The organism is Aliarcobacter cryaerophilus ATCC 43158, from assembly GCF_003660105.1.
Taxonomy (GTDB): Bacteria; Campylobacterota; Campylobacteria; order Campylobacterales; family Arcobacteraceae; genus Aliarcobacter; species Aliarcobacter cryaerophilus.
Genome location: NZ_CP032823.1, coordinates 1865581 through 1890629 on the forward strand (window position 1 = coordinate 1865581; position 25049 = coordinate 1890629).

Genomic DNA, 25049 nt, shown 5'->3' on the forward strand with positions numbered 1-25049 from the left:
TTAGGATAATTTTTGTCTTAAATTACCCTACCATATTATCTATTGCTTCACCATGCTCTTTTACAATTTTTTGAGTTATCTTATATGAACAAAATTTTGGTCCACACATTGAGCAAAATTCTGCTTCTTTAAATACATCTTGAGGTAAAGTTTCATCGTGATACTCTCTTGCACGATCTGGATCTAAACAAAGTTCAAACTGTCTATTCCAATTAAATGAATATCTTGCATCACTCATTTCATCATCAATATCACGTGCACCTTTTCTTCCTCTTGCTATATCTGCACTATGAGCTGCAATTTTGTATGCAATAATTCCATTTCTAACATCTTCAGCATTTGGTAAACCTAAATGTTCTTTTGGTGTAACATAACAAAGCATACTTGCACCATGCCACCCACCAACAGCTGCACCAATTGCACTTGAAATGTGATCATATCCAGCAGCAATATCAGTTGTAAGAGGACCTAAAATATAAAAAGGAGCTTCATGGCAATACTCTTTTTCTATTTTCATATTTCTCTCAATTTGATTTAAAGGTACATGTCCAGGTCCTTCAATCATAACTTGTACATCTTTTTCCCAAGCTCTAAGTGTTAAATCTCCAAGAACTTTTAGCTCTCTTAGTTGTGCTTCATCACTAGCATCTGCCAAGCAACCTGGTCTTAAACTATCACCCAAAGATAAAGATACATCATACTTTCTACAAATATCTAATATTTTATCAAAAGCTGTATTAAATGGATTTTCTTTATGATAATGCATCATCCAAGCAGCCATCAAACTTCCACCTCTTGAAACTATTCCCATCTTTCTTTTTGCAATGTGAGGCATAAATTCAAGTAAGAATCCAGCATGGATTGTGAAATAAGAAACACCTTGCTCTGCTTGTCTTTGAATTACTTCAAGCATTTTTTCGATACTTAAATCCTCTATTTTATCTTTTACATCATGTAGTATTTGATAAATAGGAACAGTACCAATTGGAACTGTAGAGTGAGTTATAACAGCTTTTCTAATCATATCTAAATCTCCACCTGTACTTAAATCCATGATAGTATCGGCACCATATTTTAAACACACATCAACTTTTTCAATCTCTTTGCTAACATCACTTGCTAGGGCTGAACTTCCAATATTTGCATTTATTTTACATGAACTAGCAATTCCAATAGCCATAGGAATTTGATTCGTATGATTTACATTTGCAGGAATTATAAGTCTTCCTCTTGCAATTTCACTTCTTATAAACTCAACATCAAGATTTTCAACTTTTGCAACATACTCCATATGAGGAGTTATAACTCCCTGTTTTGCATAATACATTTGAGTTCTTACTTCATCGTTTTTGTGTTCTTCTAACCATTTGTGTATATCTTGCATTTTTGCTCCTAAATTAATATTATTTTCTTTATTGCTAAGACAAATTTTGAGCAAAAAAAAAGTACTCTCGAAAGAAAGTACTTTTTATTAAATTTTATCTATTTTAGCTTTATCAAATTTAATTTTTAAAATTTACTTCCTACGCTGGTCTTAACCATCAGGTTCAAAGGGTCAGGTTTTACCTTCTCAACGCCAAAGCGTCCCCCCGCAATAAAAAAAATATTCTATCATAAAGAATGTTTAAAAGCATATTAATTTTATTTTATAGCTTAATTATATTTAATACCTATAGTATAAGTTACAATTTTATATAATCATTCTTATTTCATATTAGGTTTTTAAACAAAATGATAAAAAATTTCGCAAAATATATACAAAATATACCAACTTTACCAGAAATTATCATAGATTTAGATAGTTTTAGAAAATCAAAAAATAGAAATTTTAAACAACTTGCTATGATTATAAAAAAAGACAAAAATCTTCATTTAGATATTTTAAAAATTATCGATTTTCAAATATTTGACTTTTTTAATAAACCAAAAAATATACAAAATTTTATCTCAATTACAAGTTTAGAGTTTGTTTGTGCATTGGCAACATCTTTATCTTTTTGTAGAACTATAAAAACAAATCTATTTTCATATGCTGTTACTTTTGATGATTTTTTATATTCAAATACTCTTTCAATGCTAATTGTTGAAATGTGGTTAAAAAATAGTGATAAAAAACTAAAAAATGAACTTCTTATTCCAGCATTTTTACAAGATTTAGCAAAACCTCTTATTTCAAAAGCAATAAGCGAAAATAAGCTAACTGAGCAGTTTTTAAGTGAAATAAATAACTCAAATATGAGTAAAGCTGAAGAAAAATTTATAGGTTTTAATTCTCAAAGAATAAGCTCTAATATACTTAAAAAATGGGGTTTAAGTCACAATATTATATTTCCAATTTTGTTTTCAAAGGATTTACAAAATTGCCCAAATGAGTTTAGACTAAAAGCTCTTATATTAGATATTATTAGTATTGTTTCTAATTTAAGAGAGCCATTGTTAGAACAAAATATAAAAAAAGCTATTAATGAAATTGAGTTATTTGGATTAAACAGTAATACATTTTTAACTACAATAAGTAACATAAACGACAATATAAAGAGTAATTCTTAAAAGTATTATAAGTAACATTTAGCTACAATATGTAACTTTTTTACTCAAAGGTTTATAATTGAAAGATATTACTTTAGTTGTCTTATGTGCTGGAAATTCTACAAGATTTGATAATTTATGTAAAAAACAGTGGATTAGAGTTGATAATGAACCTCTGTGGTTAAATGTTACAAATAGATTAACCTCTTTTTATAACTTTTCAAAAACTATTGTAGTTTCACATAAAATTGAATTAAACTACATGAAAAACTTTAGTGATGATTTTATTTTTGCCAAAGGTGGAGATACAAGACAAAATTCTATAAAAAATGCTTTGCAATTTGTTGATACTCCTTATGTTATGATAAGTGACGTAGCTCGTGCTTGTATTAGCCAAAACATTATTTCTGATTTAATCAAAAATAAAAATAAAGCATCTTGTATAGTTCCAATTTTAGATGTAAGTGATACAGTTATATTTGAAAAAAATACTATAAAAAGAGAAGATGTAAAACTTATTCAAACTCCTCAATTATCAAATACAAATATTCTAAGAAAAGCAATTTCAAATAATATTGAGTTTACAGATGAAAGTAGTGCTATAAAAAATATAGGTGAAGATATTTTCTATGTAAAAGGTGATATTGCTAGTAAAAAACTAACTTTTGTAGAGGATATTTCACAAATTCCATGCTTAAAAGCTCCAGCTAAAACACAATTTGTTGGAATGGGATATGATATTCATAGTTTTGAAGATACAAAAGAGATGTTTTTGGGTGGGGTAAAATTGCCATATAATTATGGATTTAAAGCTCATAGTGATGGTGATGTTTTAATTCACTCTTTAATTGATGCTCTTCTAGGTGGTATTGGTGCTGGTGATATTGGAGAGTTTTTTCCAGATACTAGTGATGAGTTCAAAGGAATTGACTCTAAAATACTCTTGAAAAAGATTCTAAACTTTGTAAATAGTGTTGGATATGAGATTGTAAACATTGATATTACAATAATTGCTCAAAAACCAAAAATAAATCCTCACAAAAATGAAATAAAAATAAGTTTATCAAAACTTCTAAATCTTCCAAAACAGTTTATAAATATAAAAGCATCAACAGCAGAAAAACTTGGAGCTATAGGAAGAGAAGAAGGAGTAGTTGTACAAGCTATCGCAAATTTAAGATATTACGATTGGACTAAATAAAATGAATATATTAATAATTGAAAATGAAGTGTATCTAGCACAAAAAGTTGTTTCAAGACTTCTTGATGACGGTCATAACTGTGATTTTGTAGAGAATGTAAATATTGAAAATCTCACAAAAGAGTATGATATTGTACTTCTTTCAACATCTATTTCAAGCTCTGTTGCAAAGAGTGTTATAAAAAAATATGCAAAAAATTCAATAATACTTCTTTTAGTATCTTATATTTCAGATGAAACAGTAACAAATCCTATCAAAGATGGTGCTAAAGATTATATTATGAAGCCATTTTTGATGGATGAATTAGTTAGGAAAATTTACCACTACAAAGAGTGTAGAGCAATAAGAAGAGAACTTAAAGTATTAAAAGATTATTTCGACTTTACTATGAGCGATATTGATATTAATGATGTATTAGTACCACTTTCATTCCCTTTATTAATAGAGACAAATTTTCAAAGTTATGCTGATAAACTTGTTTTTGAAATTGCAAAAAAAGTAGATTTACCAATAAAATTTATATCTTTATCTTCAGCAAATTGGCAAAAACAGATAATTAGTGAATGTGAAAGAACTATTATATACCTTACTGATTATCATACTTTAAAAAGAAATGTAAAAGATCAAGTTCTAAAACAAATTGTAGATAAAAAATGTGTAATTTGCTCCTTAGAAAGCGATGATGAATTTACTCATAAGAAAGTAGTTTTTAATAGTAAAAATAAATCTTTAGATCATAGTCAAATTATGTCAATAAATGATTATATAAAAACTATAGTAATAAATCATCAAAATAGATATCCTGATACTGAACTTTCAAAAAGATTGGGAATATCTAGAAAATCTCTTTGGGAAAAGAGAAAAAAACTTGAAATTGATAAAAAGAAGTAAAAATGAATTTTAGAAAATTTTTCTTAACTGTTGGATTTAGTGGATTAAGTCCAAAAGCACCTGGAACTGTTGGAAGTTTTGTATCTTTAATTTTAGGACTTGTTTTACTTGAATTTTTACATACTTCATCTTTATTTTTGCTATCTATTTTGATAACTATAATAGCAGTTAAACAAATAGACATTTATGAAAAAGAGCTTGGTAGTCATGATAGTAGTGAAATTGTAATAGATGAATTAGCTGGTATGTGGATAGCATTAGCTATTTGTGGAATAAATAGTGAAAATGTTTTTATTTTAGCTCCTATTGCGTTTATCTTTTTTAGAATTTTTGACATTTGGAAACCATCTATTATTGGAAAAATTGATAGGGATGTAAAGGGTGGTCTAGGAGTAATGGGTGATGATGTTGTTGCTGGAATTTTTGCTGGAATTTGTACAGCTGGTATTTGGCAACTAATTGAAAAGTTTATGATTTAAGAAATTTGACTTTATACTATAAAACAAAGAGGGCTTTTATAGCCCATTTGCTTCGATAAGTCTTGATTGATGATCAGCAATAAGAGGATCAATTACCTCATCAAACAGACCATCTTGAAGAATATAGTCAAGTCTATATAAAGTTAGATTTATTCTGTGGTCACTTAGACGATTTTGAGGAAAATTATAAGTTCTAATTCTTCCACTTCTATCTCCAGTTCCTACTTGCTCTTTTCTATTTGCACCTTCAGTTTCCATCTTTTTTTGCATCTCAATTTCAAAAAGTTTAGCTTTAAGAACTTTCATTGCTCTATCTTTATTTTTGTGTTGAGATTTTTGATCTTGATTTGTTACAACAATACCTGAAGGAATATGCGTAATTCTAACAGCAGAATCAGTAGTATTTACAGATTGTCCACCATTTCCACTAGCTCTCATAACATCAATTTTAAGGTCATTTTCATTTATCTCAACTTCGACGTCATCAACTTCTGGCATAACAGCAACTGTAATTGCAGAAGTGTGAACTCTACCTTGAGACTCTGTTGCTGGAACTCTTTGAACTCTATGAGTTCCACCTTCATATTTTAACTTTGAGTAAACGTGATCACCTTTTACTAGGATTACTATCTCTTTATACCCACCAGCTTCACTATCGCTTGAACTCATTATTTCAACTTTCCAGTCATTGTTTTCTGCATATCGCAAATAACCACGAAACAAATCTCCAACAAAAAGTGCAGCTTCATCTCCGCCTGTTCCAGCTCTAAGCTCCAAATATATATTTCTATCATCATTTGGATCTTTTGGAATCATAAGAAACTTTATCTCATCTTCCAAAATAGGTTTTTTTTGCTCTAGCTCTTTTAATTCTTCTTTTGCTAAATCACCCAGCTCAGAATCATCAAGCATACTTCTATTCTCTTCAATATTTTCAAGAACTTTTATATACTCTTTTGCTTTTCTAACAATTGGTTCTATACTTGATTGCTCTTTTGACAGTGTTGTCATTCTTTTTATATCACTAGTTATGTCAGGAGACATCAATAGATTTGTAATCTCCTCTGATCTAGTAATAAAAGGTTGGAGTTTGTCTTTTAGCATAAATTATATAGCATTAACTTTTAGTTGAAGTCTGCTTACTTTTCTAGAAGCTGTACCTTTTGCTAAAATACCTTTTGAAACGCAGTGGTGGAAGTATTTATTTGCAACTTTCATAGCAACTACTGCTTTTTCTTTATCAGCACTTTCTACTGCTGCAATAACATCTTTAGTGATGTTTTTAATTCTTGTTTTGTAAAATCTATTTCTTATAGTTTTTACTAATGTCTGTCTAGCTCTCTTCTCAGAAGATTTATGATTTGCCATTTTATTTAACCTCTTTATAAATTTTTAAAGGATAGAATACTATCCAAAATAACTTAAATAGAGTTTAATTTTAGGAAGATTTAATGAAACTATTTGGAACAGACGGAGTTAGAGGAAAGGCTGGAGAGTTTTTAGATGTAATTACAGTTATAAAATTAGCGCAAGCAGCTGGGATTTATTTTAGAAAACACTCAACAACAAATAAAATTCTTGTAGGAAAAGATACAAGAAGAAGTGGTTATATGATAGAAAATGCACTTGTAAGTGGATTAACTTCAGTTGGTTACAATGTAATTCAAATAGGACCTATGCCTACTCCTGCTATTGCATACTTAACGGAGAGCATGAGATGTGATGCTGGTATTATGATTAGTGCTTCACATAATCCATTTGAAGATAATGGAATAAAATTTTTCGATAATCATGGTGATAAGCTAAGTGTTGAAAGTGAAAAAGAGATTGAGAAGATTTTCAACAATGATGATTTACTACAACAAAATCAAGCAGTTGAAAAAGATATTGGCTCTTCAAAAAGAATAGATGATGTGATTGGAAGATATATTGTTGTAATAAAAGGCTCTTTCCCAAAAGATTTGACTCTAAAAGGATTAAGAATTGTTCTTGATTGTGCAAATGGAGCTGCATATAAAGTCGCTCCAACCATTTTAGAAGAGCTAGGGGCTGATGTAATTACAATAAATAATAAACCAAATGGTTTTAATATTAATGATAATTGTGGAGCTATGCATCCTGAAAACGTTTCAAATTTAGTTCGTGAATATAGAGCTGATATAGGTCTTGCACTTGATGGTGATGCTGATAGGCTAGTTGTTATTGATGAAAATGGAGATATAGTTGATGGTGACAATCTTTTAGGAGCTTTAAGTGTATATTTAAAAGAAGAGAATCTTTTAGAAGGAAATGCTTGTGTTGCAACAGTTATGTCAAATAAAGCTTTAGAAGACTATTTAGATAAACATAAAATAAAACTTTTAAGAAGTGATGTTGGTGATAAATATGTACTTGAAGTTATGAAAAAAAATGGTGTAAATTTTGGTGGAGAACAAAGTGGACATATAATATTTTCAGATGCTGCAAAAACAGGAGATGGTTTGGCTTCAGCTCTTCAAGTTTTAGCTTTAATAATAAAATCAAATAAAAAAGCAAGTATTGCTTTAAATCCATTTACTTTATACCCTCAAATACTAGAAAATTTAAAAGTTAGTGAAAAAATACCATTAAAAGATATAAAAGGTTTAGATGAAATTTTAAAGCCAATTAGAGAAAAAGGTATAAGAGATTTAATAAGATACTCTGGAACTGAAAATAAAATTAGACTTTTACTTGAAGGTAAAAATAAAAAAGATGTTGAATCATCTATGAAAACTTTAGTAGATTTTTTCAAAAAAACACTCTAAAATAGGAAATAATTTGAAAAAAGAGTTAAAAATTGCATTGTTTATTTTTGCAACTATTTTTATTATAGATCAAGTTGTAAAATTTGGTTTTGCAAATTTAGGATGGGGAGCTACTGGAAGTTTTATGAATTTAGAACTTGCATATAACTATGGAGTAGCATTTTCTATGCTTGAATTTTTAGCTGAATATTTAAAATATATACAGCTTTTCATAGTAATTTTGGGGACTATTTATCTTCTTAAAAATAGAGATGTTTTTTATAAGTACCATATTCCTATTGCACTTTTATATGCTGGTGGATTATCGAATATTTTAGATAGATTTACTTATGGTGCAGTTGTTGATTATTTTGCATGGCACTATATGTTTGAGTTTGCAATATTTAATTTTGCAGATGTTATGATAGATTTAGCAGTTGTTATAATTATAGTTATGCAAATAAAAGAGAGTAGAAAACAAAAAGTGGATTAATCCACTTTTTTTATGATTTTATCTTTGATATAGCTTTTTGAAGTCTTACAAATCCTTCATCTATTTCACTTTTAGAGATTGTTAAAGCTGGTAAAAATCTTAGAGTATTATTTCCTGACTTAAGAACCATAACTCCACACTCAAAAGCAGTTTTTATTAAGCTTGCTAAAGTATCAGCATCTTTTACTCTCAATCCTCTCATAAGTCCTAATCCAACATGAGTTATAAAAATATCTCTATTTGCTTCGAAAATATCATTTAATTTTTTTGTAAAATATATAATAGTTTCATCCAAAGTTCCACTATCTTTTAAATTTTCCAAAATATCCAAAACTTCCAAAGCAGCAGCGGTTACCAAATAGTTACCACCAAAAGTACTTCCATGGTCACCAGCTGCCCAAATATCTTTATGCTTAGTAATAACAGCACCCATAGGAACACCTCCTCCTATACCTTTTGCCAAAGTTATAATATCTGGCTCTATTTCATATAAATTTGAAGCCAAAAACTCTCCAGTTCTATAAACTCCTGTTTGAACTTCATCAATTATTAATAAAATATCATTTTCTTTTAAAAATTTTGCTAACTCTTCTATCTTTTCTTTGTCAAATGGAAAAACTCCACCCTCACCTTGTACAAGTTCTATCATAACAGCAACTGTTTCATCATCTATTGCATTATAAACATCATCTATTGCATTAAATGAAAATCCATCTGGGTATGGAGCAAACTTACTTTGATGAAAAGAGCTTTGACCTGTTGCTTTTACGGTTGTGATTGTTCTTCCATGAAAAGAGTTTTCCAAAGTTATAATTTTATATCTTTTCTTCTCAAAATTTAACTCTCCATAAGTTCGTGCTATTTTTATAGCTCCTTCGTTTGCTTCAGCTCCACTGTTTGAAAAAAAAGTTCTTACATCGTATCCGCTAAGCTCTTTTATTTTTTTTGCCAAAAGTGCTTGAGGTTCTATTGCATATAGATTTGAAGTATGTGTGAGATTTGAAACTTGTTCAAAAATTCTTTTTGCAACTCTTTGATTTCCATGACCTACACTTGTAACTCCAATTCCTGATGTAAAATCTATATAATCTATATTTTCATCATCATAAAGTGTTGCATTTACACCTTTTTTAAAATTTACATAATTTCTTGCATATGTATGTAGTACATAATCTTTATCTAATTTTTCTATATCTTTCATTATTCTTCCTGATTAATTAATAATTTTTTATGAATTATAACTATAAATGGTTAAATCTTACTAGTTATCATCATTTTTTGTTGCTGAATAATACCTATTTAAATCAAACAATCCATACTCCAAAGCATTTGATTTTTTAAACTCATTATCAAACCAATCAAAATGTTCCCAGAAATTTGGATTTGCCCTATTTATTGTGTAATATCTAATATGCTCTTTTAATTTTATTTTGCTTTCATAATTTTTTATAGTATTAAAGAAATCTAATATTTCATTTTGTTTTAAAACTATAAACATACTAGGATAAGAACTTACAAAACCTTCAATAAAATCTATATCATCTTTTGTTGGGTCGAGTCTTGACTCTTCATTAAACATCAAAGCGACATTATCATGCCATCTATTTATAATCATTGAATAAATAAGATTTTCACCATTATCCATAATAATTCTAATTAAAATAGCATTTGCATCTCTATCTGTAAAATGCTTTGTAATTTTTGTACTACCAGGAGCTGCTAAAGATTTAAAACTCTCTTCAATCTCCTCTTTTGTATTATAACTATCCCTCAAAGGAGTCGGTTTATATGCTTTTTCTAAAAAATTAATTTTATCTCTTTTTGTTTTTGTATAATCAAGTACCATATTTGTAAACTCATATTTATAATCATTTGAATAATATTTTATTCCTGTTTCATTTTTTGAGGGAGAATAAACTGTAAGATATTTTGCTAACCAACCAATATACCAAGAGTTAAAATAACCAATTCTACTTTTTTGGGGTAAAAACTCCAAAAAATTATTCTCTCCTTCTACTCTTAATCTATCCATATGAGTTCTTACTAATAACTGATGAGCAGTATTACCAAATACATCAAAACCTGCAACTAAAGAGTAATATACTCTTTCTAACAGAGGAAAATCTATAACCCAAAGAGTTTTTGGAACACTTCCTACTGCTCCATATTGAAGTGAGGCTGTGTCAAAATGCCTATAAACAGTCAATACAGAATCATTATGATATGGATTCTTACTTTTTCTAATATGCTCTAGCTTCATTCCATCTGGATAATATTTTTTATAAATATTTGCTCTATCTTCTTGATATTTTTTTGTCTCTTTTTCATGCCCTAAGTTTTTAAAAGTTTCATATAGTCCAGGATCTTCTCCTAACTGATTTGGGATTTTAAGATAATTATAGTTATCTTTTAAAAAGTTTTTATCTATTACACTAACATCATATTCTGGATCCATAAACATTACCCAAAAGTGATCTTGAATTACATTTAATGCAACTTGTCCTTTACAAACAGGACCTTTGATAAATGTATTTATAAAAAAATATATATCATTTAGTAAAAACTCATATCTACTTTTTGCTGGAATTTGTTCAAATACTGCTAGTGCGTTTGGAGCAGAATGTTCATTATAAGATATTAAATAAGGCTCTTCTTCCCAATTTGGTTTTATAAAAGTATCATTATAAAATTTTAATTTTTCATCATTAAACTTAACAACCATATGAGTTTTATGAACAATTGTTCCTTCAACTTTTTGCAATCTATAATAAAACTTCTCTTTTATCTCGTCATAAGGAAGTCTAGTAGGAATAATCTTTGGTTCATATCCATATGGAGTACTAGAACGAATTATTTGAAAAAAGTTTTTACTATTATCATCAAAAGAGATGTGAGCCAAAAATAGATGCTCATAGATATATCTTGCTGTTACCTGATTTTTTATGCTTCTATTATTTAAAAAATCTTCATATTTTTTTATTTGGGATTTTTCAAAATCACTTACAGTATCTTTTAAAGTATCATCTATTGCTCCATTATCAAGCCAAGTCATCAAAATATTGTATTCATCTTTTGATAAAGCTGGAAAACCATAAGGCATTGATTTGTGTGGATTTACATCAAGATAATTTTCAAGCTCTTCTTTATTTTTTACACAAGATAACTTATCTGTTTCAGGAGAATAATTACCTTCTAAATTTGGATTTTTATCTTTTTCAAAAAGATACTGCATCATAATAGAAGCATTTGTATCTTCCATCTTATCAGTCATAGAAAAAAAACTTTTATCTCTCCAACCTTTAGTATTCAAAGCATCAACAAAAAGTCTAGTTGGATTTACAGATTTTATTCTTGTAGCATAAACTAAATCTTTTGAGGCACCTCTATCAAGCCCTGCAAATGATCCTAAATTTAGCTGACAAGGGGAGTTATAACAAGAGTGACAAGATACACATCTATTATCTAAAATAGGTTTTATATCTTTGGTAAAAGATATTTCTTTGTTAACTATATCAAAAGTTACAGGATCAAGGGGTTTACTTGAACATCCCCAAAATAAGAATGAAAAAATAAATACAATAATGAGTTGAAGCTTCATAAAATTTCCCTTGTTATCTTAGAATTCTTAGATTATACAAAAAGTTTATTTTTAAAGTGCTTTTTGCTAAAATTCCAAACTAAAATCAAAGGAAAAAAATGAAACACCTAATTCGTACTTCCGACTTTACAAAAGAAGAAATATTTAAAATTTTTGATGATGCTAGAGAGTTTAAAGCTACTAAATTTAGCAGAATTTTAGAAGGTAAAATTATTGTTACACTATTTTTTGAAAATTCAACAAGAACGAGAAGCTCTTTTGAAATAGCTGCAAAAAGACTAGGAGCTGAAGTTGTAAATCTTGATGTTGGTACATCTTCACAAAAAAAAGGTGAAACAATGTACGATACTGTTTCAAATATAAATGCGATGAACCCAGATGCAATAATTATTAGACATAGTGTTCATGGACTTCCAGAAAGTTTGATAGGTTATGTTGATTGTCCTATAATAAATGCAGGTGATGGAAGACACTCACATCCAACTCAAGCTTTATTAGACCTTTTTACAATTAATGAATATTTTGATGGAAAAACTGAAGGTAAAAAAATAGCAATTGTAGGTGATGTAAAAAATTCAAGAGTTGCAGGAAGTAATAGAAGATTACTACCTAGATTTGGAATAGACGTAAATTTAGTAGCTCCTGACTGTTTTAAATACGAAGGAGATGAATTTAAACAGTTTGATAATATTCAAGATATAGTTGATGATATGGATATTGTTATGAGTTTAAGAAGCCAACTAGAACGCCACAATATTACATATTTTGAATCACTTCAAGAGTATGCAAAAGATTTTTGTATTACAAGTGAATTAATGGAGAGAAAAGAGTTTTTACTTCTTCATCCAGGACCAGTAAACAGAAATATTGATATAACTGATGAAGTTTTAAAACATCCAAGATGCAAAGTTTTAGAGCAAGTTACAAATGGAGTTGCAATAAGAGCTGCTATTTTGAAAAAACTAATCCTAGAGGATAAATAAATATTTACTAATTTTAAAGATAATCTAAATGAATTTGGCTCTTCAAAAGAGCCTTTTTTATTTTTAATCTCATATGATTTAAAAAAAATATATATAGAAAAACTAAACAATCTCTCACAAAATATAAAATTTGAAATAGATAGTAAAAATATAAAAAATATAAAAGATTATACTTTAAAGAAATATCCAATTAGTTTCAAAGAGTACAAAATAAAATTTGATTTAATTCAAGATGAGATAAAAAAGGGAAATAGCTATCTATTAAATTTAACTACAAAAACAAAAATAGATACAAACCTAAGTTTAGATGAGATTTATGAAGCAGCGAGTTCTTTGTTAAAACTAAGAGTAAAAATAGATGATTTAGATTTTGTATGCTTTAGCCCTGAAAAATTTATAGATATAAAAGATAATAAAATCTATACATATCCTATGAAAGGAACTATTGATACAAATTTAGATGATGCAAAAAATCTATTACTTAACAGTAAAAAAGAGTTAGCAGAACATACTATGGTTGTTGATTTACTAAGAAATGATTTAGGAAAAGTTGCAAAAAATATAAAAGTGGAAGAGTTTAGAACTTTTAGTAAAATAAGTACAAAAAATAGTGAACTTTTTCAAACAAGCTCAATTATTTCTGGAGATTTAGAAAACAATTGGCAAGAAAAAATAGGAGATATTTTTTCAAATATTCTTCCTGCTGGAAGTATTACAGGTACTCCAAAAAAATCTACCATAGAAATTTTAAAAAATATAGAAAGCTATGAAAGAGGATTTTATAGTGGAATTTTTGGTGTTTTTGATGGAATAAATCTTCAAAGTTTTGTACTCATTAGATTTATTGAAAATATAAACAAAGAACTCTTCTATAAAAGTGGTGGTGGAATTACAAGTGACAGCATTACAAAACAAGAGTATGAAGAACTTTTAAATAAAGTTTATCTACCATTTTAAAGGATAAATATGTTTTTTGAAACAATAAAATGTAATGATTTTGAGATTTTTAATTTAGAGTATCATCAAAAAAGAGTTGCAAAAACTATTGGGAAAAATTTTGATTTACAAGAGTATATAAATCCACCAACAAATGAACTTTTGAGATGTAAAATAGTTTACAACAAAGATGAGATTTTAAGTGTAGATTATTTTCCTTATCAAAGAAGAGAGATAAAAAGCTTTAAAATAGTAGTTGATAACGGTTTAGATTACTCAAAAAAATATCTAAATAGAGATAAACTAGATGAGCTATTTTTTAAAAAAGATAGTTGCGATGAGATAATTATTGTAAAAAATGGAATAGTTACGGATACAACAATTGCAAATATAGCTATATTTTATGATGGAGTTTGGATTACATCAAAGAATTGCTTACTTGAAGGAACTTCAAGAGCAAAATTGATTGAAAAAAAAGAGATACTTGAAAAAGATATAAGCTTGGATATGCTAAAAAATAGTTCTAAAATTGCACTTATGAATGCTATGATAGATTTTTATGAGATAAAAGATTTTAGAATAGAAGATTAGGCAAAGTAGACTTATTTTATTACTGAGGCAAAGCCTCAGAGATATTTTTAAACTCTATTTTGCCATTTGAGAAAACTCTTTACAAATACTAGAGTTTGAAGTTGGTGTAAATTCACTACTTATTTCATTCTTATTTTTATATTTTAAAGCAGCAGCAGTATCATTAAATACTTTAATATGAGTTACATCTGCAATATTTTTAATATCTTCGCTTATCTTAAAATCACCATTTATACTACAAATCTCTACAGTTTTCTCACCTCTAATAGGGTGGCTTCCATATTTAATAGATTTAATCTTATCTACTTTTACACCACTTGCAAGTGCAAGTAAGTAGTGTCCTAAACCAACTGCAAGCATTGGAATATTTTCATCTATTAATATTTTTATTTCAGCTATTTCATCAGTTAAAATATTTGGATTTCCAGCACCACTACTTAAAACTACTCCACTTATTTTACCTGCTTTAAAGTTGTTGATTATATCTTCTGCCTTTGTAGAAGAGGGAACTACTTCAACTTCAAATCCTAACTCAACAAGTTCATTTAAAAATGACTTTTTAACTCCATAATCAATTACTAGAACTTTTTTATCACTCATTTGTGCTTTATTATACTCTCCAGTTTCATGATTCCAAACACCTGATTTATGAATATAAGCCTCTTTTGTTGAGCTCTCTTTTACAAAATTGATTTCATCATATTTTTTTGCTTCACTTAATTTTTTTGCTAGTTCATCTTTTGAAGAGATTTGTGTAGATGCAATCATCATCATACTTCCCTCTTCTCTTACGATTTTTGTCAAGAATCTTGTATCAATATCACAAATTCCAACAACATTTTGCTCTATTAAAAAATCTTTTAGACTCATATCGGCTCTATAGTTTGAATAAAAATCATGATAATTTCTCACAATTATACCTTTTGCATGAGCTTTAGAACTTTCCATATCAACTCTATTTGCACCTGTATTTCCTATTTCTACAGCTGTAAAATTGATAAATAAGCCATTATTTGAAGGGTCTGTAATAATCTCTTGTTGTCCAAATGTTGAGTTATTATAAACCAGTTTTCCAACAGCAGTTGTATCTGCACCAAAAGAGTTTGCCTCTAAAAATATCCCGTTTTCTAAATAAATATATACTTTTTGCATCAAATTAATCCTCTTTTTATTAACTCTTCTTCATAAAGTCTATGATAAACCAAATCATAGTCCTCAGTACCTGGAATTAGCTTTCTTTTATAATTTTTAAGTTTAGCTAATACTTCACCATCTGCTTTTTCAAACCCTTTAATGAAATCATCCAAAGAACCAAATATCACATTTTTTATTTGGTTATCTGAACAAGTAAAATGTATATAATCCTCCTCCCATAGATAATCTAATATTTTGTGAGCAATATCAGAGAATCTATCTTCATTGTTTAAAATAACTCCAAAATCATTTGCAAGTCTTTTTTTTGTCATCCAGAAAAGTTGCCTTCTATCAGCATTTAGATACTCAATTTCGTCTGTTTGAGAATCTAAAATCTCTTCTACTTTTTCATCCAAAGATTGCTCTTTAAGAATATCTTCATCTAAAATTCTTTCAACTTGCTCTTCTATACTAGATTTGTCTTTTCTTGCTTCTATGAAATCACAAGTGATTAAATCTCTCGTAATTCTTCTTGAAAGGTATGTAGTTTGGTGTAGCTTTAATCTCATTTTATCCCCTTAAAATTGTATCATCTCGTTCTGGTGAAGTTGAAATTATTCCAACCTTTACATTTGTTATCTCTTCAATTTTTTCTATATATTTTTTTGCATTTATTGGTAAATCTTCATATTTTCTAATTCCAACAACGCTATCCCAACCATCTATTTCTTCATAAATAGCTTCTACATTATCCATATTTGATGGCATATAATCTATTTTCTCTCCATTATAATAATATGCCACACAAACTTTAATTTTATCAAAACCATCTAAAACATCTAGCTTCATAAGTGCCAATTTATCACAACCATTCAATCTACTTGCATATCTAACTGCAACGGCATCAAACCAACCACATCTTCTTTTTCTTCCAGTTACTGCTCCAAACTCTTTTCCAACTTCACCCATAGTTTTTCCATAATCAGTGAAATCTTCTGTTGGAAATGGACCATTCCCAACTCTTGTACAGTAAGCTTTTACTATTCCTGTTATATCTCCAATATCTTTTGGGTTTAATCCCAAACCTGTACAAGCTCCACCACTAACTGTACTTGAAGATGTAACATAAGGATATGTTCCATGATCAATATCAAGAAGAGTTCCTTGTGCTCCTTCAAGTAAAACTTTTTTGTTGTTATCAAGTGCTTTCCAAACCATGTTTGTAGTATTTGTAATATATGGTGCTAGTTTAGAACTATAATCTTCAAGCTCATTTAAAAGTTCAATTTTTGTAGGTGTTTTAATATCTAAAACATCAAAGATAGCTCTATTTTGTTCAAAATATTCCAAAATATCATCACATAGTTTTGAAGGATTTAATAAATCTCCTGCTCTAAAGCCATTACGACTTACCTTTTCAGAGTATGTTGGTCCTATTCCTTTTCCTGTTGTTCCAATAGCTTTTTCACCTTTTAATCTCTCTTTTGCTTGATCAATTAAAGCATGAAATGGTAAGTTTAAATGAGCTTTATCAGAAATATACAATCTTCCAACTAAGCTTCCAAATTGACTCATCTCTTTTAATATATTTGAAGGAGATACAACAACTCCATTTCCAATAATATTTATAGCTTTCGGATTTAAAATTCCTGAAGGAATTAACTGAAGTACATATTTTACACCATCAACCCAAATTGTATGACCAGCATTATGTCCACCTTGACTTCTACAAACCATATCATACTTTTGAGCAAGCATATCAACTATTTTACCCTTGCCTTCATCTCCCCATTGAATTCCAACTATTACATCTGCTTTCATTTTATCCCTCTAACATTTTTAATAAATTATCTGTGTATAGCGCAAAACCTAGAGAGCTAATTCCATCAGTCTCGTACATTCCACCTCTACATAAAACTAAATTTTTATCTATTACTCTATAATAAACACCATTATAGTATTTTAAACTTCCATAATACATAGGTGCAATAATAATATTTGAGTAATTCACCTCTCTTGATTTTTCCAAAAGAGTCTCTAGCTCTTTTTTTAAAATATTTGGTACTACTTCTATAATACTTTCTAAGCTTTTTATATCTTTTACTCTCAAAAGGCTATTTAACCAATCACAATTTAACTTTAAAAGTTCAGATATTTCACCATTTTTAAGGATATCAATACTAATATTTAACTCTGTACTTATTAATTTTGGTATATTTATATTTGATATTTGTAAAATTGGCTCTATTTTTATAGCTCTTAAAATATCTGCTGTTAAATTCATAATATCAGATATATTATTGTGCTCTATCCATTCACAACCAATTTGGTAATCCTCTTTTGATGGATAAGAAAAAATAGGTTGCACATAAAACCATTTTCTATGGTTTGTAGCTCTTCCTAATCTTTTTGTAATAATTCTTACAACATCTAAAGTAGAATCAGCTCTTAAAGAAACTTGTTCATTTTCTTCATCTGAAAATTTTATTAGTTTTTTATTATCTTCAATAGATTGATGCTGAGAATATGAAAAATTTGGAGTTAGAATCTCTTCAAATCCATTTTTCTCCAAAATTTCACAAACACTATTTTCTAAAACTCTTTTTGCTTTTGCTGTTTTACCAAAATAAAGTCTGCTACCTTTTGGAATTTCGTGTTCAAAAATCATATTTGATTAATTTCCTTTATAAAATGTTTGTGCAAAAACTCTGTTTGCAGTCCCATCAAATGTTCTAATATTTAACTCATCCATAACTAACTCAATCGCATTTACAGCCCAAGAAGCTTCAAAATCTTCAACTAATCCCATGTGATTAATTCTAAAAATTTTTCCAGATAAATGATCTTGCCCACCAGCGATATCAACATTATATTTATTTTTCAAAATTTTTCTAATCTCATTTGATTGTTCTGTATATACTGTTGTCATAGCATTTGCTGGAGTTTTTGGATATATTTCAAAACCAATAGCTTTTAATGCTTCTTGAGTCGCTTTTGCTCTTAGAGCTGTTTTATTATATAAATTATCAAATCCTACTTTTTTTAATTCAACTAAAATAGCTTCTAAGCCCATAATCAATGTAGTTGCAGCTGTCCAAGCTGTTGTATTTTTTCTTTGATTTTTTAATTCCGTTGCAAGATTAAAATAATACCCAGCTGATTTTTCTTCTATTTTTTCAACTGCTTTTTGTGATAATCCAATCATTGCAAGTCCAGGAGGAAGCATAAATGCTTTTTGACTTCCAGTAATAAGTGCATCAATATTTGTAACATCGATTTTTTCAACACCCAAAGCTGTAATTCCATCTGCTACAACTATTATTTCTGAGTTTATTTTTTTAACTTCTTTTGCTATTTCTTCAACAGGATGTCTCAATCCTCCAGCACTTTCACATACTTGAATAAATATAGCATCAATACTTGAATCATTTTTTATTGTATTTATTACATCTTCAACGCTAACAGGTGTATTCCACTCATTTTTTAATTCAGTATATTCAATATTAAAAGCCTTACAGATCTTTCCAAATCTCTCTCCAAACTTTCCAGAGTTAATTGTAAGTGCTTTTTTTCTAGTAAAATTAGTGATACAAGCTTCCATAGCTCCAGTTCCACTTGAAGCTAACATTAAAACTTCTGGCATATTATAAATTTCGATTAAAAGATTTCTAGTTTTCTCAAAAATTGCTTCAAACTCTTTTGTTCTATGATGCATCGTAATATCACTCATAGCTTTTCTTGCAAATTCTGGTACAGGAGTTGGTCCTGGTGTTAATAACATATTAATTATCCTTATTTAAATATTTCATATTTCAGTAAAACGGAATATTTTAGCTAAAAAAAGATTATTAAATGGTTAAAATATATTTTATTAGATATAATTGCACGACTAATTTTATAAGGTAAAAAATGAAAGCAACAAAAATCTTATTCTCAATACTACTATTAACTCCTTTTCTTTTCGCAAAAGAGTTTGTTGTAAATAGTAAAAATTCAAAAGCAAATTTTCAACTAACATACAAAAAAACAAATATAGTTGATGGAAGCTTTCAAGATATTAGTGGATTGATAATTTTTGATGAAAAAGAAAATATAATAAAATCAATAAAAGGTTCTGTAAATACAGACTCAGTAACAACTCAAAGTGGCGAGTTAACTTCTTTAATAATAAGCGAAAAAATTTTAAATAGCAAAAAATACCCAGAAATTGAATTTACAGCAGAAAAAATAACTGATAATAAAGTTTTTGGAGATATTAAAATAAATGGTGTAAAAAGAAATATTGAGTTTGATATTGAAAATAGTGGTATTTTTCTTGATAAACTTTATGTAACAATGAGTACAACTTTAAAAAGAAGTTACTTTGATTTGTTTTGGGATGTTTTAGAAGATTTTGGAAGTAGTGCTGTATCAAATGATATTAAAGTAACTATAAATATGCAAGCTTCTTTACAAAATGATTTAATTTTTCAACACACAAAAGAGAAAACAAAAAAATAGTATTGACTTTTAATACTAATTAGTAGTATAATTTCGCTTAAGGAGTTTTTATGAACGAAAAAAGTTTAAAATCTTATGGCGAAAAAGCTGACAAGTCAATGAAAACAGTTATGAGGCTCTTAAGAGTTGCTCATATTTTAAATAACAAAACAGAACTTTTTTTGTCAAAACATACCCTTACATTTAATCAATTCAAAGTTTTAGAAGTTTTATACCACAAAGGTGACCTAAATATAAGTTCAATTACAAAACTTATTATGGGAACTCCAGGAAATACAACTGTTGTTATTAAAAATCTAAATAGAGATGGACTAATTGAGTCAAAAAAAGACCCAAATGACAATAGATCTTCAATTTTATCAATAACTTCCAAAGGAAGTTTGATAATGCAAGAGATTTTTCCAAATCATGCTAGAAATCTAAATGAGTTTTTAGATATTTTAAATGATGATGAACTAAAAACTTTATATGATTTATTAAATAAAATTTACAAAGAAAAAAAGGATTAAAAATGAAAAAGATTACTTTAGGATTATTAAGTATATTTGCAGCAAGTTCTTTATTTGCTGGAACTTATAGTGTAGATACATCACACTCGACTGCTGGTTTTTCAGTAAAACATATGATGGTTACAAATGTTGTTGGAAAAATAAAAGATATATCTGGAACTTATGAATATGATGAAAAAGCAAATACTTTATTAAGCGTTCAAGGTGAATTAAATGTTGCTTCTATTGATACAGCTGATGAAAAAAGAGATGCTCATCTAAAAGCTGATGATATTTTAGATATTGCAAAATTCCCAAAAATCAGTTTTAAATCTACTAAAGTAGAAAAAGATACAGTTTATGGTGATTTAACTATAAAAGGTGTTACAAAAAATATTAAATTAAATCTTGAAAATGGTGGAGCATTAGGTAAAAAATCAGGTTTTTCATTAACTGGAAAAATAAATAGAAGTGAATTTGGTGTAACTTGGAATAAAATTTTAGAAACAGGTGGAGTTGCTGTTAGTGATGAAGTGAAATTAAATATTGATATTGAAGGAAATTTGGCTAATTAATTTTAGTCAAATAATATTATGAATCCATCTTTATTTATTTCTCATGGAGCACCAAATATTATTTTTAGTGATTTAAAATCTAAAAAAAGTATTCAAAATCTAAAAAAGATTTTGGATACACCAAAGTATATTATTATAGTATCAGCACACTATGTAACCAAAAATTTAAAAGTGATAAATCCAATTTCAAATAGTATTATGTATGATTTTTACGGTTTTGAAAAAGGGTTATATGAGTTTAAATACAATATAAAAAGTGATTTAAATTTAACAAACAATCTAATAGAGAAATTAAAAAATCAAGATATTGATATAAGAATAGATGAAAGTCGTACTAGTTATGACCATGGTGTTTGGAGTGTTTTATCTTTGATATATGAAAAACTTGAAATTCCTGTAATTCAGCTTAGTATTCCAATATCTTACACAATTCCTGAGTTTTTAAAATTAGGTGAAAAACTAAAAATATTTAAAGATGATGCTTTACTTGTTTTTAGTGGTGGAGTTACTCACAATTTAAGTGAAATGGGATATGAAGATACAAAAAATTATGCAAAAGAGTTTAATGATACGATTAAAGATATTGTAGAAAATGGAAAAGTTGAAGAGCTAAAAAATATAACCAAAAATACAAATTTCTATAAAAATCACCCAACAACAGAACATTTTATACCTTTACTTTTAGCTTTTGGAAGTGCTAACAATAAAAAAGGAAAGTCATTTAATAGTGAGATGTTATATTCAAATATCTCTATGGAAAGTTTTATTTTTGATGAAAAAGAGGTAGAAAAATGATAAAAAAATTACCAAAACAGAATATGGGAGAATCAAATCTTGGTTGGTTGCAAAGTCGTTTTCACTTTAGTTTTGCAGATTATAGAAATCCAGCAAATATGCACTTTGGAGTTTTAAGAGTTTTAAATGATGATATTGTAAAACCTAAGAGTGGATTTGATATGCATCCTCATGACAATATGGAAATTATCACATATATTGTAGATGGCGAAATTACTCATAAAGACTCTATGGGAAATAGTGAAACTCTAGGAAGAGGAGAAGTTCAATATTTAAGTGCTGGAGATGGTATATTTCATAGTGAAAACAATGAATCATCTTCTGATTTAAGACTTCTACAAATTTGGGTTTTCCCTCCTAAAAAAGGACTTCCTAGACTTTATGGTTCTCATAAATATAAACAAGAAGATAGAGATAATAAATTTTTAAATATTGTGTCAAGTCAAGATGGAAATAGTGCTATTAAAATCTATCAAGATGTAAATATTTATGTTAGTGAATTTGATAAAGAACTAGAATTTAAAATAAAAGAAGGTAAACAAATCTATTTTGTACAAATTGAAGGAAGCTCAAATATCAATGGAACTACTTTGGATTTTGGTGATGCAATGGAGATTACAAATGAAGATAAAATAGTAATCAATCCTATTTCAAAAAGCCATATTTTATTTATAGAAATGAAAAAATAATATATTTTTTACTATACTTCAATAAATTTATGTAGTTTATATAGAAAGAAGTAAATATGGATCCAAAAAAAAGGTTTGATGTAAAAGTAGGTTTAAAAGTAAATATTGTATTAAAAGCAGATCAAAGAACAGGCAAACTAACTCAAGGAGTTGTAAAAGATATTTTAACAAATTCTCCAACTCATCCACATGGAATAAAAGTAAGATTACAAAATGGAGATGTTGGTCGTGTTCAAGAGATACTTTAAAAAAAAGATTAAATTATGAGTATAAAAGTTCTTTTAAATGGAGCTGGTAGAATTGGTAAATCAATTTTAAAACAGCTTTTAGATGAAGAAAATTTTGAAGTTGTTGTTATAAATGAGATAAATCCATCACTTGAAAATATAGTTTACTCTATAAACTATGATTCAACATATGGAAAACTAAATGATAAATTTAAAGTTATAGAAAACTCTTATATTCAAAATAGAAAACAAAAAATCAAAATTACAAACTATAAAGATATCTCTGAATTAAATTTAGATTGTATTGATATTTTAATTGATGCAAGTGGTCAAAAAACAGATTTAAGTCTATTAAGAGAATTAAAAGTAGATAAAATAATTTTAACTCATCCTCAAAAAGATGCTGATATAAATATAGTTTTGGGTGTAAATGAAGATAAACTTGATTTTAAAAATCATAAAATAATATCTACAAGCTCTTGTAATGCAACAGCACTTCTGCCTGCTTTAAAGTTAATAGATGATAAAAAAGAGATTATTTGCGGTGATATTGTGACTATTCATCCACTTTTAAATCATCAAAGAGTTTTAGATGGAAGTTTTGTTCAAAGTGCAACAAGAGATGTTGATTTAAACTTTGAATTTGGAAGAAGTTCAACTCAAAATATAATTCCAAGTCAAACAACTACTATAAAAGCTTGCTCTTTTGTATTAGAAAAGTTTAATTCAAATTTGATAAGCTCAAATTCTCTAAGAGTTCCAACAGATACAGTGGGTGCAATTAATGTAACACTTTTCACAAAAGAGATTTCAAGTAAAGATGAGATAAAAAATCTTTTTTTAGAATTTGAAAAAAATCAAAAATTTCCAATAGTTTTAAATAATTTTGAAGCACTTGTTTCAAGTGATTTTAAAAAAGAGAATTTTACAACTATAATAGATCATAGATTTTTGGAAGTTAAACAAAATATGATAAAACTTCTTCTTTGGTATGATAATGAGTGGGGATATGCTTCAAAAGTTGTTGAGATTTTAAAATATATAGATATAAAAAAAGGCTAGATAAAAAATCTAGCCTTTAGCTTAAAAGAGAGTTTTATATAAACTCTACTTTTCTCTCACCTGATTTTAACTCACCAATTACATAACCATCAGTTGAAGATAAAATAGAATCTACATTTGAAGGATTTACTACAAGTATCATTCCAACACCCATATTAAATGTTCTATACATCTCTTGTTGCTCTACATGTTTACTCATAAATTCAAATATTGGTAATACTTTGATTTTACTTCTATCTACAACTGCTGTTAAATTTTCTGGTAAAACTCTAGGTAAATTTTCAGTAATTCCACCACCAGTAATATGTGCTAAACCATTTATTTTATCTTTGTTAGCTTTGAACTCTTTTACATAAATTCTTGTTGGCTCAAGTAAAACATCTTTTAATTTTTTTCCTTGGAAATCATCTTCTAAACTCATTCCTAATTTTTCTAAAAGAAGTTTTCGAACCAAGCTAAATCCATTTGAGTGAACTCCAGAACTTGGAAATGCAATTAAAACATCTCCTGCTTTTACTCTTGAAACACGATCTAGTTCATCTTTTTCAGCAATTCCTACACAAAAACCAGCTAAATCGAAATCACCCTCTTTGTACATTCCTGGCATTTCAGCAGTCTCTCCACCAATTAATGCACACTCACTTCTAATACAACCTTCAGCAATTCCCTTAACTACTTGAGTTGCTTCTTCAACTTCAAGTTTTGCAGTTGCATAATAATCAAGGAAAAATAGTGGCTCTCCAAAGTTACAAAGTAAATCATTTGTACACATAGCAACTAAATCAATACCGACAGTGTCAAATTTTTTAGCATCTATTGCTAATTTTAATTTTGTTCCAACACCATCTGTTCCAGCTAAAATAACAGGTTTTTTGTAACCACTTGGAAGTTCAAAAGCACCAGCAAAAGAACCAATTCCTCCAAGAACTCCAGGAATCATTGTAGATTTTACATAAGGTTTGATATTTTCTACAAACTGATTTCCTGCATCTATATCAACTCCTGCATCTTTGTAACTAACTGTTGCCATTTTTTACCTTTTTTCGTAATATTCTTAAATCTTAAGATTTATTAAAAATTTTTCGGTATTATAGCAAACTATTTATAAATTT

The 25049-nt window shown here is 27.9% G+C and carries 27 protein-coding genes and 1 riboswitch; of the genes, 16 read left to right on the plus strand and 11 right to left on the minus strand.

Annotated features, from left to right (window positions below):
• Positions 1-22 precede the first annotated feature (22 nt).
• Positions 23-1384 carry a phosphomethylpyrimidine synthase ThiC gene (thiC, locus tag ACRYA_RS09485; protein WP_105916948.1) on the minus strand — a complete coding sequence of 454 codons (1362 nt, stop codon included), beginning with the start codon at positions 1382-1384 and terminating at the stop codon, positions 23-25.
• Positions 1385-1503: 119 nt separating this feature from the next.
• A riboswitch (TPP riboswitch) is annotated at positions 1504-1601 on the minus strand.
• Between the two features lie 130 nt (positions 1602-1731).
• Here thiC and ACRYA_RS09490 point away from each other — a divergent pair.
• The 4 genes from ACRYA_RS09490 to ACRYA_RS09505 are packed head-to-tail and all read left to right on the plus strand — an operon-like array spanning position 1732 to position 5101.
• Positions 1732-2550 carry an HDOD domain-containing protein gene (locus ACRYA_RS09490; protein ID WP_105916949.1) on the plus strand — a complete coding sequence of 273 codons (819 nt, stop codon included), beginning with the start codon at positions 1732-1734 and terminating at the stop codon, positions 2548-2550.
• Positions 2551-2608: 58 nt separating this feature from the next.
• Positions 2609-3730: a bifunctional 2-C-methyl-D-erythritol 4-phosphate cytidylyltransferase/2-C-methyl-D-erythritol 2,4-cyclodiphosphate synthase gene (locus ACRYA_RS09495; protein WP_105916950.1), complete on the plus strand. Its 1122-nt coding sequence runs from the start codon at positions 2609-2611 to the stop codon at positions 3728-3730.
• Position 3731: 1 nt separating this feature from the next.
• Positions 3732-4622, plus strand: coding sequence for a DNA-binding transcriptional response regulator (locus ACRYA_RS09500; RefSeq protein ID WP_105916951.1), 891 nt, complete (start codon positions 3732-3734; stop codon positions 4620-4622).
• Positions 4623-4624: 2 nt separating this feature from the next.
• Entirely contained in the window at positions 4625-5101 is a 477-nt protein-coding gene (locus tag ACRYA_RS09505) for a phosphatidylglycerophosphatase A family protein (protein WP_105916952.1), read from the plus strand.
• Between the two features lie 36 nt (positions 5102-5137).
• Here the strand turns inward: ACRYA_RS09505 and prfA are convergent, their stop codons facing one another.
• Together prfA and rpsT are read right to left on the minus strand one after the other, a co-directional pair.
• Entirely contained in the window at positions 5138-6205 is a 1068-nt protein-coding gene (prfA, locus tag ACRYA_RS09510; RefSeq protein ID WP_105916953.1) for a peptide chain release factor 1, read from the minus strand.
• Between the two features lie 3 nt (positions 6206-6208).
• Positions 6209-6469 (minus strand): 30S ribosomal protein S20, encoded by a 261-nt coding sequence (gene rpsT, locus ACRYA_RS09515; RefSeq protein WP_066156778.1) that lies wholly within the window; start codon positions 6467-6469, stop codon positions 6209-6211.
• A gap of 83 nt (positions 6470-6552) precedes the next feature.
• Here rpsT and glmM point away from each other — a divergent pair, with 83 nt between their 5' ends.
• The gene (gene glmM / locus ACRYA_RS09520) at positions 6553-7887 is read left to right on the plus strand and encodes a phosphoglucosamine mutase (protein ID WP_105916954.1); all 1335 of its coding nucleotides are present in this window, start codon (positions 6553-6555) and stop codon (positions 7885-7887) included.
• Between the two features lie 13 nt (positions 7888-7900).
• Positions 7901-8359 carry a signal peptidase II gene (gene lspA / locus ACRYA_RS09525; RefSeq protein WP_105916955.1) on the plus strand — a complete coding sequence of 153 codons (459 nt, stop codon included), beginning with the start codon at positions 7901-7903 and terminating at the stop codon, positions 8357-8359.
• A gap of 10 nt (positions 8360-8369) precedes the next feature.
• Here lspA and ACRYA_RS09530 read toward each other — a convergent pair whose 3' ends face one another.
• Together ACRYA_RS09530 and ACRYA_RS09535 are read right to left on the minus strand one after the other, a co-directional pair.
• The gene (locus ACRYA_RS09530) at positions 8370-9560 is read right to left on the minus strand and encodes an aspartate aminotransferase family protein (protein ID WP_105916956.1); all 1191 of its coding nucleotides are present in this window, start codon (positions 9558-9560) and stop codon (positions 8370-8372) included.
• Positions 9561-9620: 60 nt separating this feature from the next.
• The gene (locus tag ACRYA_RS09535) at positions 9621-11957 is read right to left on the minus strand and encodes a fatty acid cis/trans isomerase (RefSeq protein WP_105916957.1); all 2337 of its coding nucleotides are present in this window, start codon (positions 11955-11957) and stop codon (positions 9621-9623) included.
• A gap of 98 nt (positions 11958-12055) precedes the next feature.
• Between ACRYA_RS09535 and ACRYA_RS09540 the strand changes: the two genes are divergently transcribed.
• The 3 genes from ACRYA_RS09540 (at position 12056) to ACRYA_RS09550 (ending at position 14467) form a co-directional block, all read left to right on the plus strand.
• On the plus strand, positions 12056-12940 hold the full coding sequence (locus ACRYA_RS09540) for an aspartate carbamoyltransferase catalytic subunit (RefSeq protein ID WP_105916958.1): 885 nt from the start codon (positions 12056-12058) through the stop codon (positions 12938-12940).
• A 66-nt stretch (positions 12941-13006) separates the two neighbouring features.
• Positions 13007-13897, plus strand: a complete 891-nt coding sequence (locus ACRYA_RS09545; protein WP_306307910.1) for an aminodeoxychorismate synthase component I — start codon at positions 13007-13009, stop codon at positions 13895-13897.
• A 9-nt stretch (positions 13898-13906) separates the two neighbouring features.
• Entirely contained in the window at positions 13907-14467 is a 561-nt protein-coding gene (locus ACRYA_RS09550) for an aminotransferase class IV family protein (RefSeq protein WP_105916960.1), read from the plus strand.
• A 54-nt stretch (positions 14468-14521) separates the two neighbouring features.
• On the opposite strand, the gene ACRYA_RS09555 is transcribed toward ACRYA_RS09550, so the two are convergent.
• The 5 genes from ACRYA_RS09555 to ACRYA_RS09575 are packed head-to-tail and all read right to left on the minus strand — an operon-like array spanning position 14522 to position 19382.
• Positions 14522-15619: a carbamoyl phosphate synthase small subunit gene (locus tag ACRYA_RS09555; RefSeq protein WP_105916961.1), complete on the minus strand. Its 1098-nt coding sequence runs from the start codon at positions 15617-15619 to the stop codon at positions 14522-14524.
• Positions 15619-16170: a DUF507 family protein gene (locus ACRYA_RS09560; RefSeq protein WP_105916962.1), complete on the minus strand. Its 552-nt coding sequence runs from the start codon at positions 16168-16170 to the stop codon at positions 15619-15621. Before ACRYA_RS09560 ends, ACRYA_RS09555 begins: the two co-directional genes overlap by 1 nt.
• 1 nt (position 16171) lies before the next feature.
• Positions 16172-17422 (minus strand): adenylosuccinate synthase, encoded by a 1251-nt coding sequence (locus tag ACRYA_RS09565; protein ID WP_105916963.1) that lies wholly within the window; start codon positions 17420-17422, stop codon positions 16172-16174.
• Position 17423: 1 nt separating this feature from the next.
• Positions 17424-18269 carry an ATP phosphoribosyltransferase regulatory subunit gene (locus ACRYA_RS09570; protein ID WP_105916964.1) on the minus strand — a complete coding sequence of 282 codons (846 nt, stop codon included), beginning with the start codon at positions 18267-18269 and terminating at the stop codon, positions 17424-17426.
• Between the two features lie 6 nt (positions 18270-18275).
• Positions 18276-19382, minus strand: coding sequence for a pyridoxal-phosphate-dependent aminotransferase family protein (locus ACRYA_RS09575; protein ID WP_105916965.1), 1107 nt, complete (start codon positions 19380-19382; stop codon positions 18276-18278).
• Between the two features lie 128 nt (positions 19383-19510).
• Here ACRYA_RS09575 and ACRYA_RS09580 point away from each other — a divergent pair, with 128 nt between their 5' ends.
• The 7 genes from ACRYA_RS09580 to ACRYA_RS09610 are packed head-to-tail and all read left to right on the plus strand — an operon-like array spanning position 19511 to position 23937.
• The gene (locus tag ACRYA_RS09580; RefSeq protein WP_105916966.1) at positions 19511-20101 is read left to right on the plus strand and encodes a YceI family protein; all 591 of its coding nucleotides are present in this window, start codon (positions 19511-19513) and stop codon (positions 20099-20101) included.
• Positions 20102-20151: 50 nt separating this feature from the next.
• Complete coding sequence (locus ACRYA_RS09585) at positions 20152-20610, plus strand: MarR family winged helix-turn-helix transcriptional regulator (protein ID WP_105916967.1); 459 nt, start codon at positions 20152-20154, stop codon at positions 20608-20610.
• 2 nt (positions 20611-20612) lie between these two features.
• On the plus strand, positions 20613-21164 hold the full coding sequence (locus tag ACRYA_RS09590; protein ID WP_105916968.1) for a YceI family protein: 552 nt from the start codon (positions 20613-20615) through the stop codon (positions 21162-21164).
• A gap of 18 nt (positions 21165-21182) precedes the next feature.
• Entirely contained in the window at positions 21183-21959 is a 777-nt protein-coding gene (locus ACRYA_RS09595) for a DODA-type extradiol aromatic ring-opening family dioxygenase (RefSeq protein WP_105916969.1), read from the plus strand.
• Positions 21956-22648 carry a pirin family protein gene (locus tag ACRYA_RS09600; RefSeq protein WP_105916970.1) on the plus strand — a complete coding sequence of 231 codons (693 nt, stop codon included), beginning with the start codon at positions 21956-21958 and terminating at the stop codon, positions 22646-22648. The genes ACRYA_RS09595 and ACRYA_RS09600 overlap by 4 nt, the downstream gene beginning before the upstream one ends.
• A gap of 56 nt (positions 22649-22704) precedes the next feature.
• Complete coding sequence (locus ACRYA_RS09605; RefSeq protein WP_105916971.1) at positions 22705-22896, plus strand: YwbE family protein; 192 nt, start codon at positions 22705-22707, stop codon at positions 22894-22896.
• A gap of 15 nt (positions 22897-22911) precedes the next feature.
• A complete protein-coding gene (locus ACRYA_RS09610; protein WP_105916972.1) occupies positions 22912-23937 on the plus strand; it encodes a glyceraldehyde 3-phosphate dehydrogenase NAD-binding domain-containing protein in 1026 nt (341 codons plus the stop codon).
• A gap of 34 nt (positions 23938-23971) precedes the next feature.
• Here ACRYA_RS09610 and purM read toward each other — a convergent pair whose 3' ends face one another.
• Positions 23972-24967 carry a phosphoribosylformylglycinamidine cyclo-ligase gene (gene purM / locus ACRYA_RS09615; protein ID WP_105916973.1) on the minus strand — a complete coding sequence of 332 codons (996 nt, stop codon included), beginning with the start codon at positions 24965-24967 and terminating at the stop codon, positions 23972-23974.
• Positions 24968-25049: the final 82 nt, after the last annotated feature.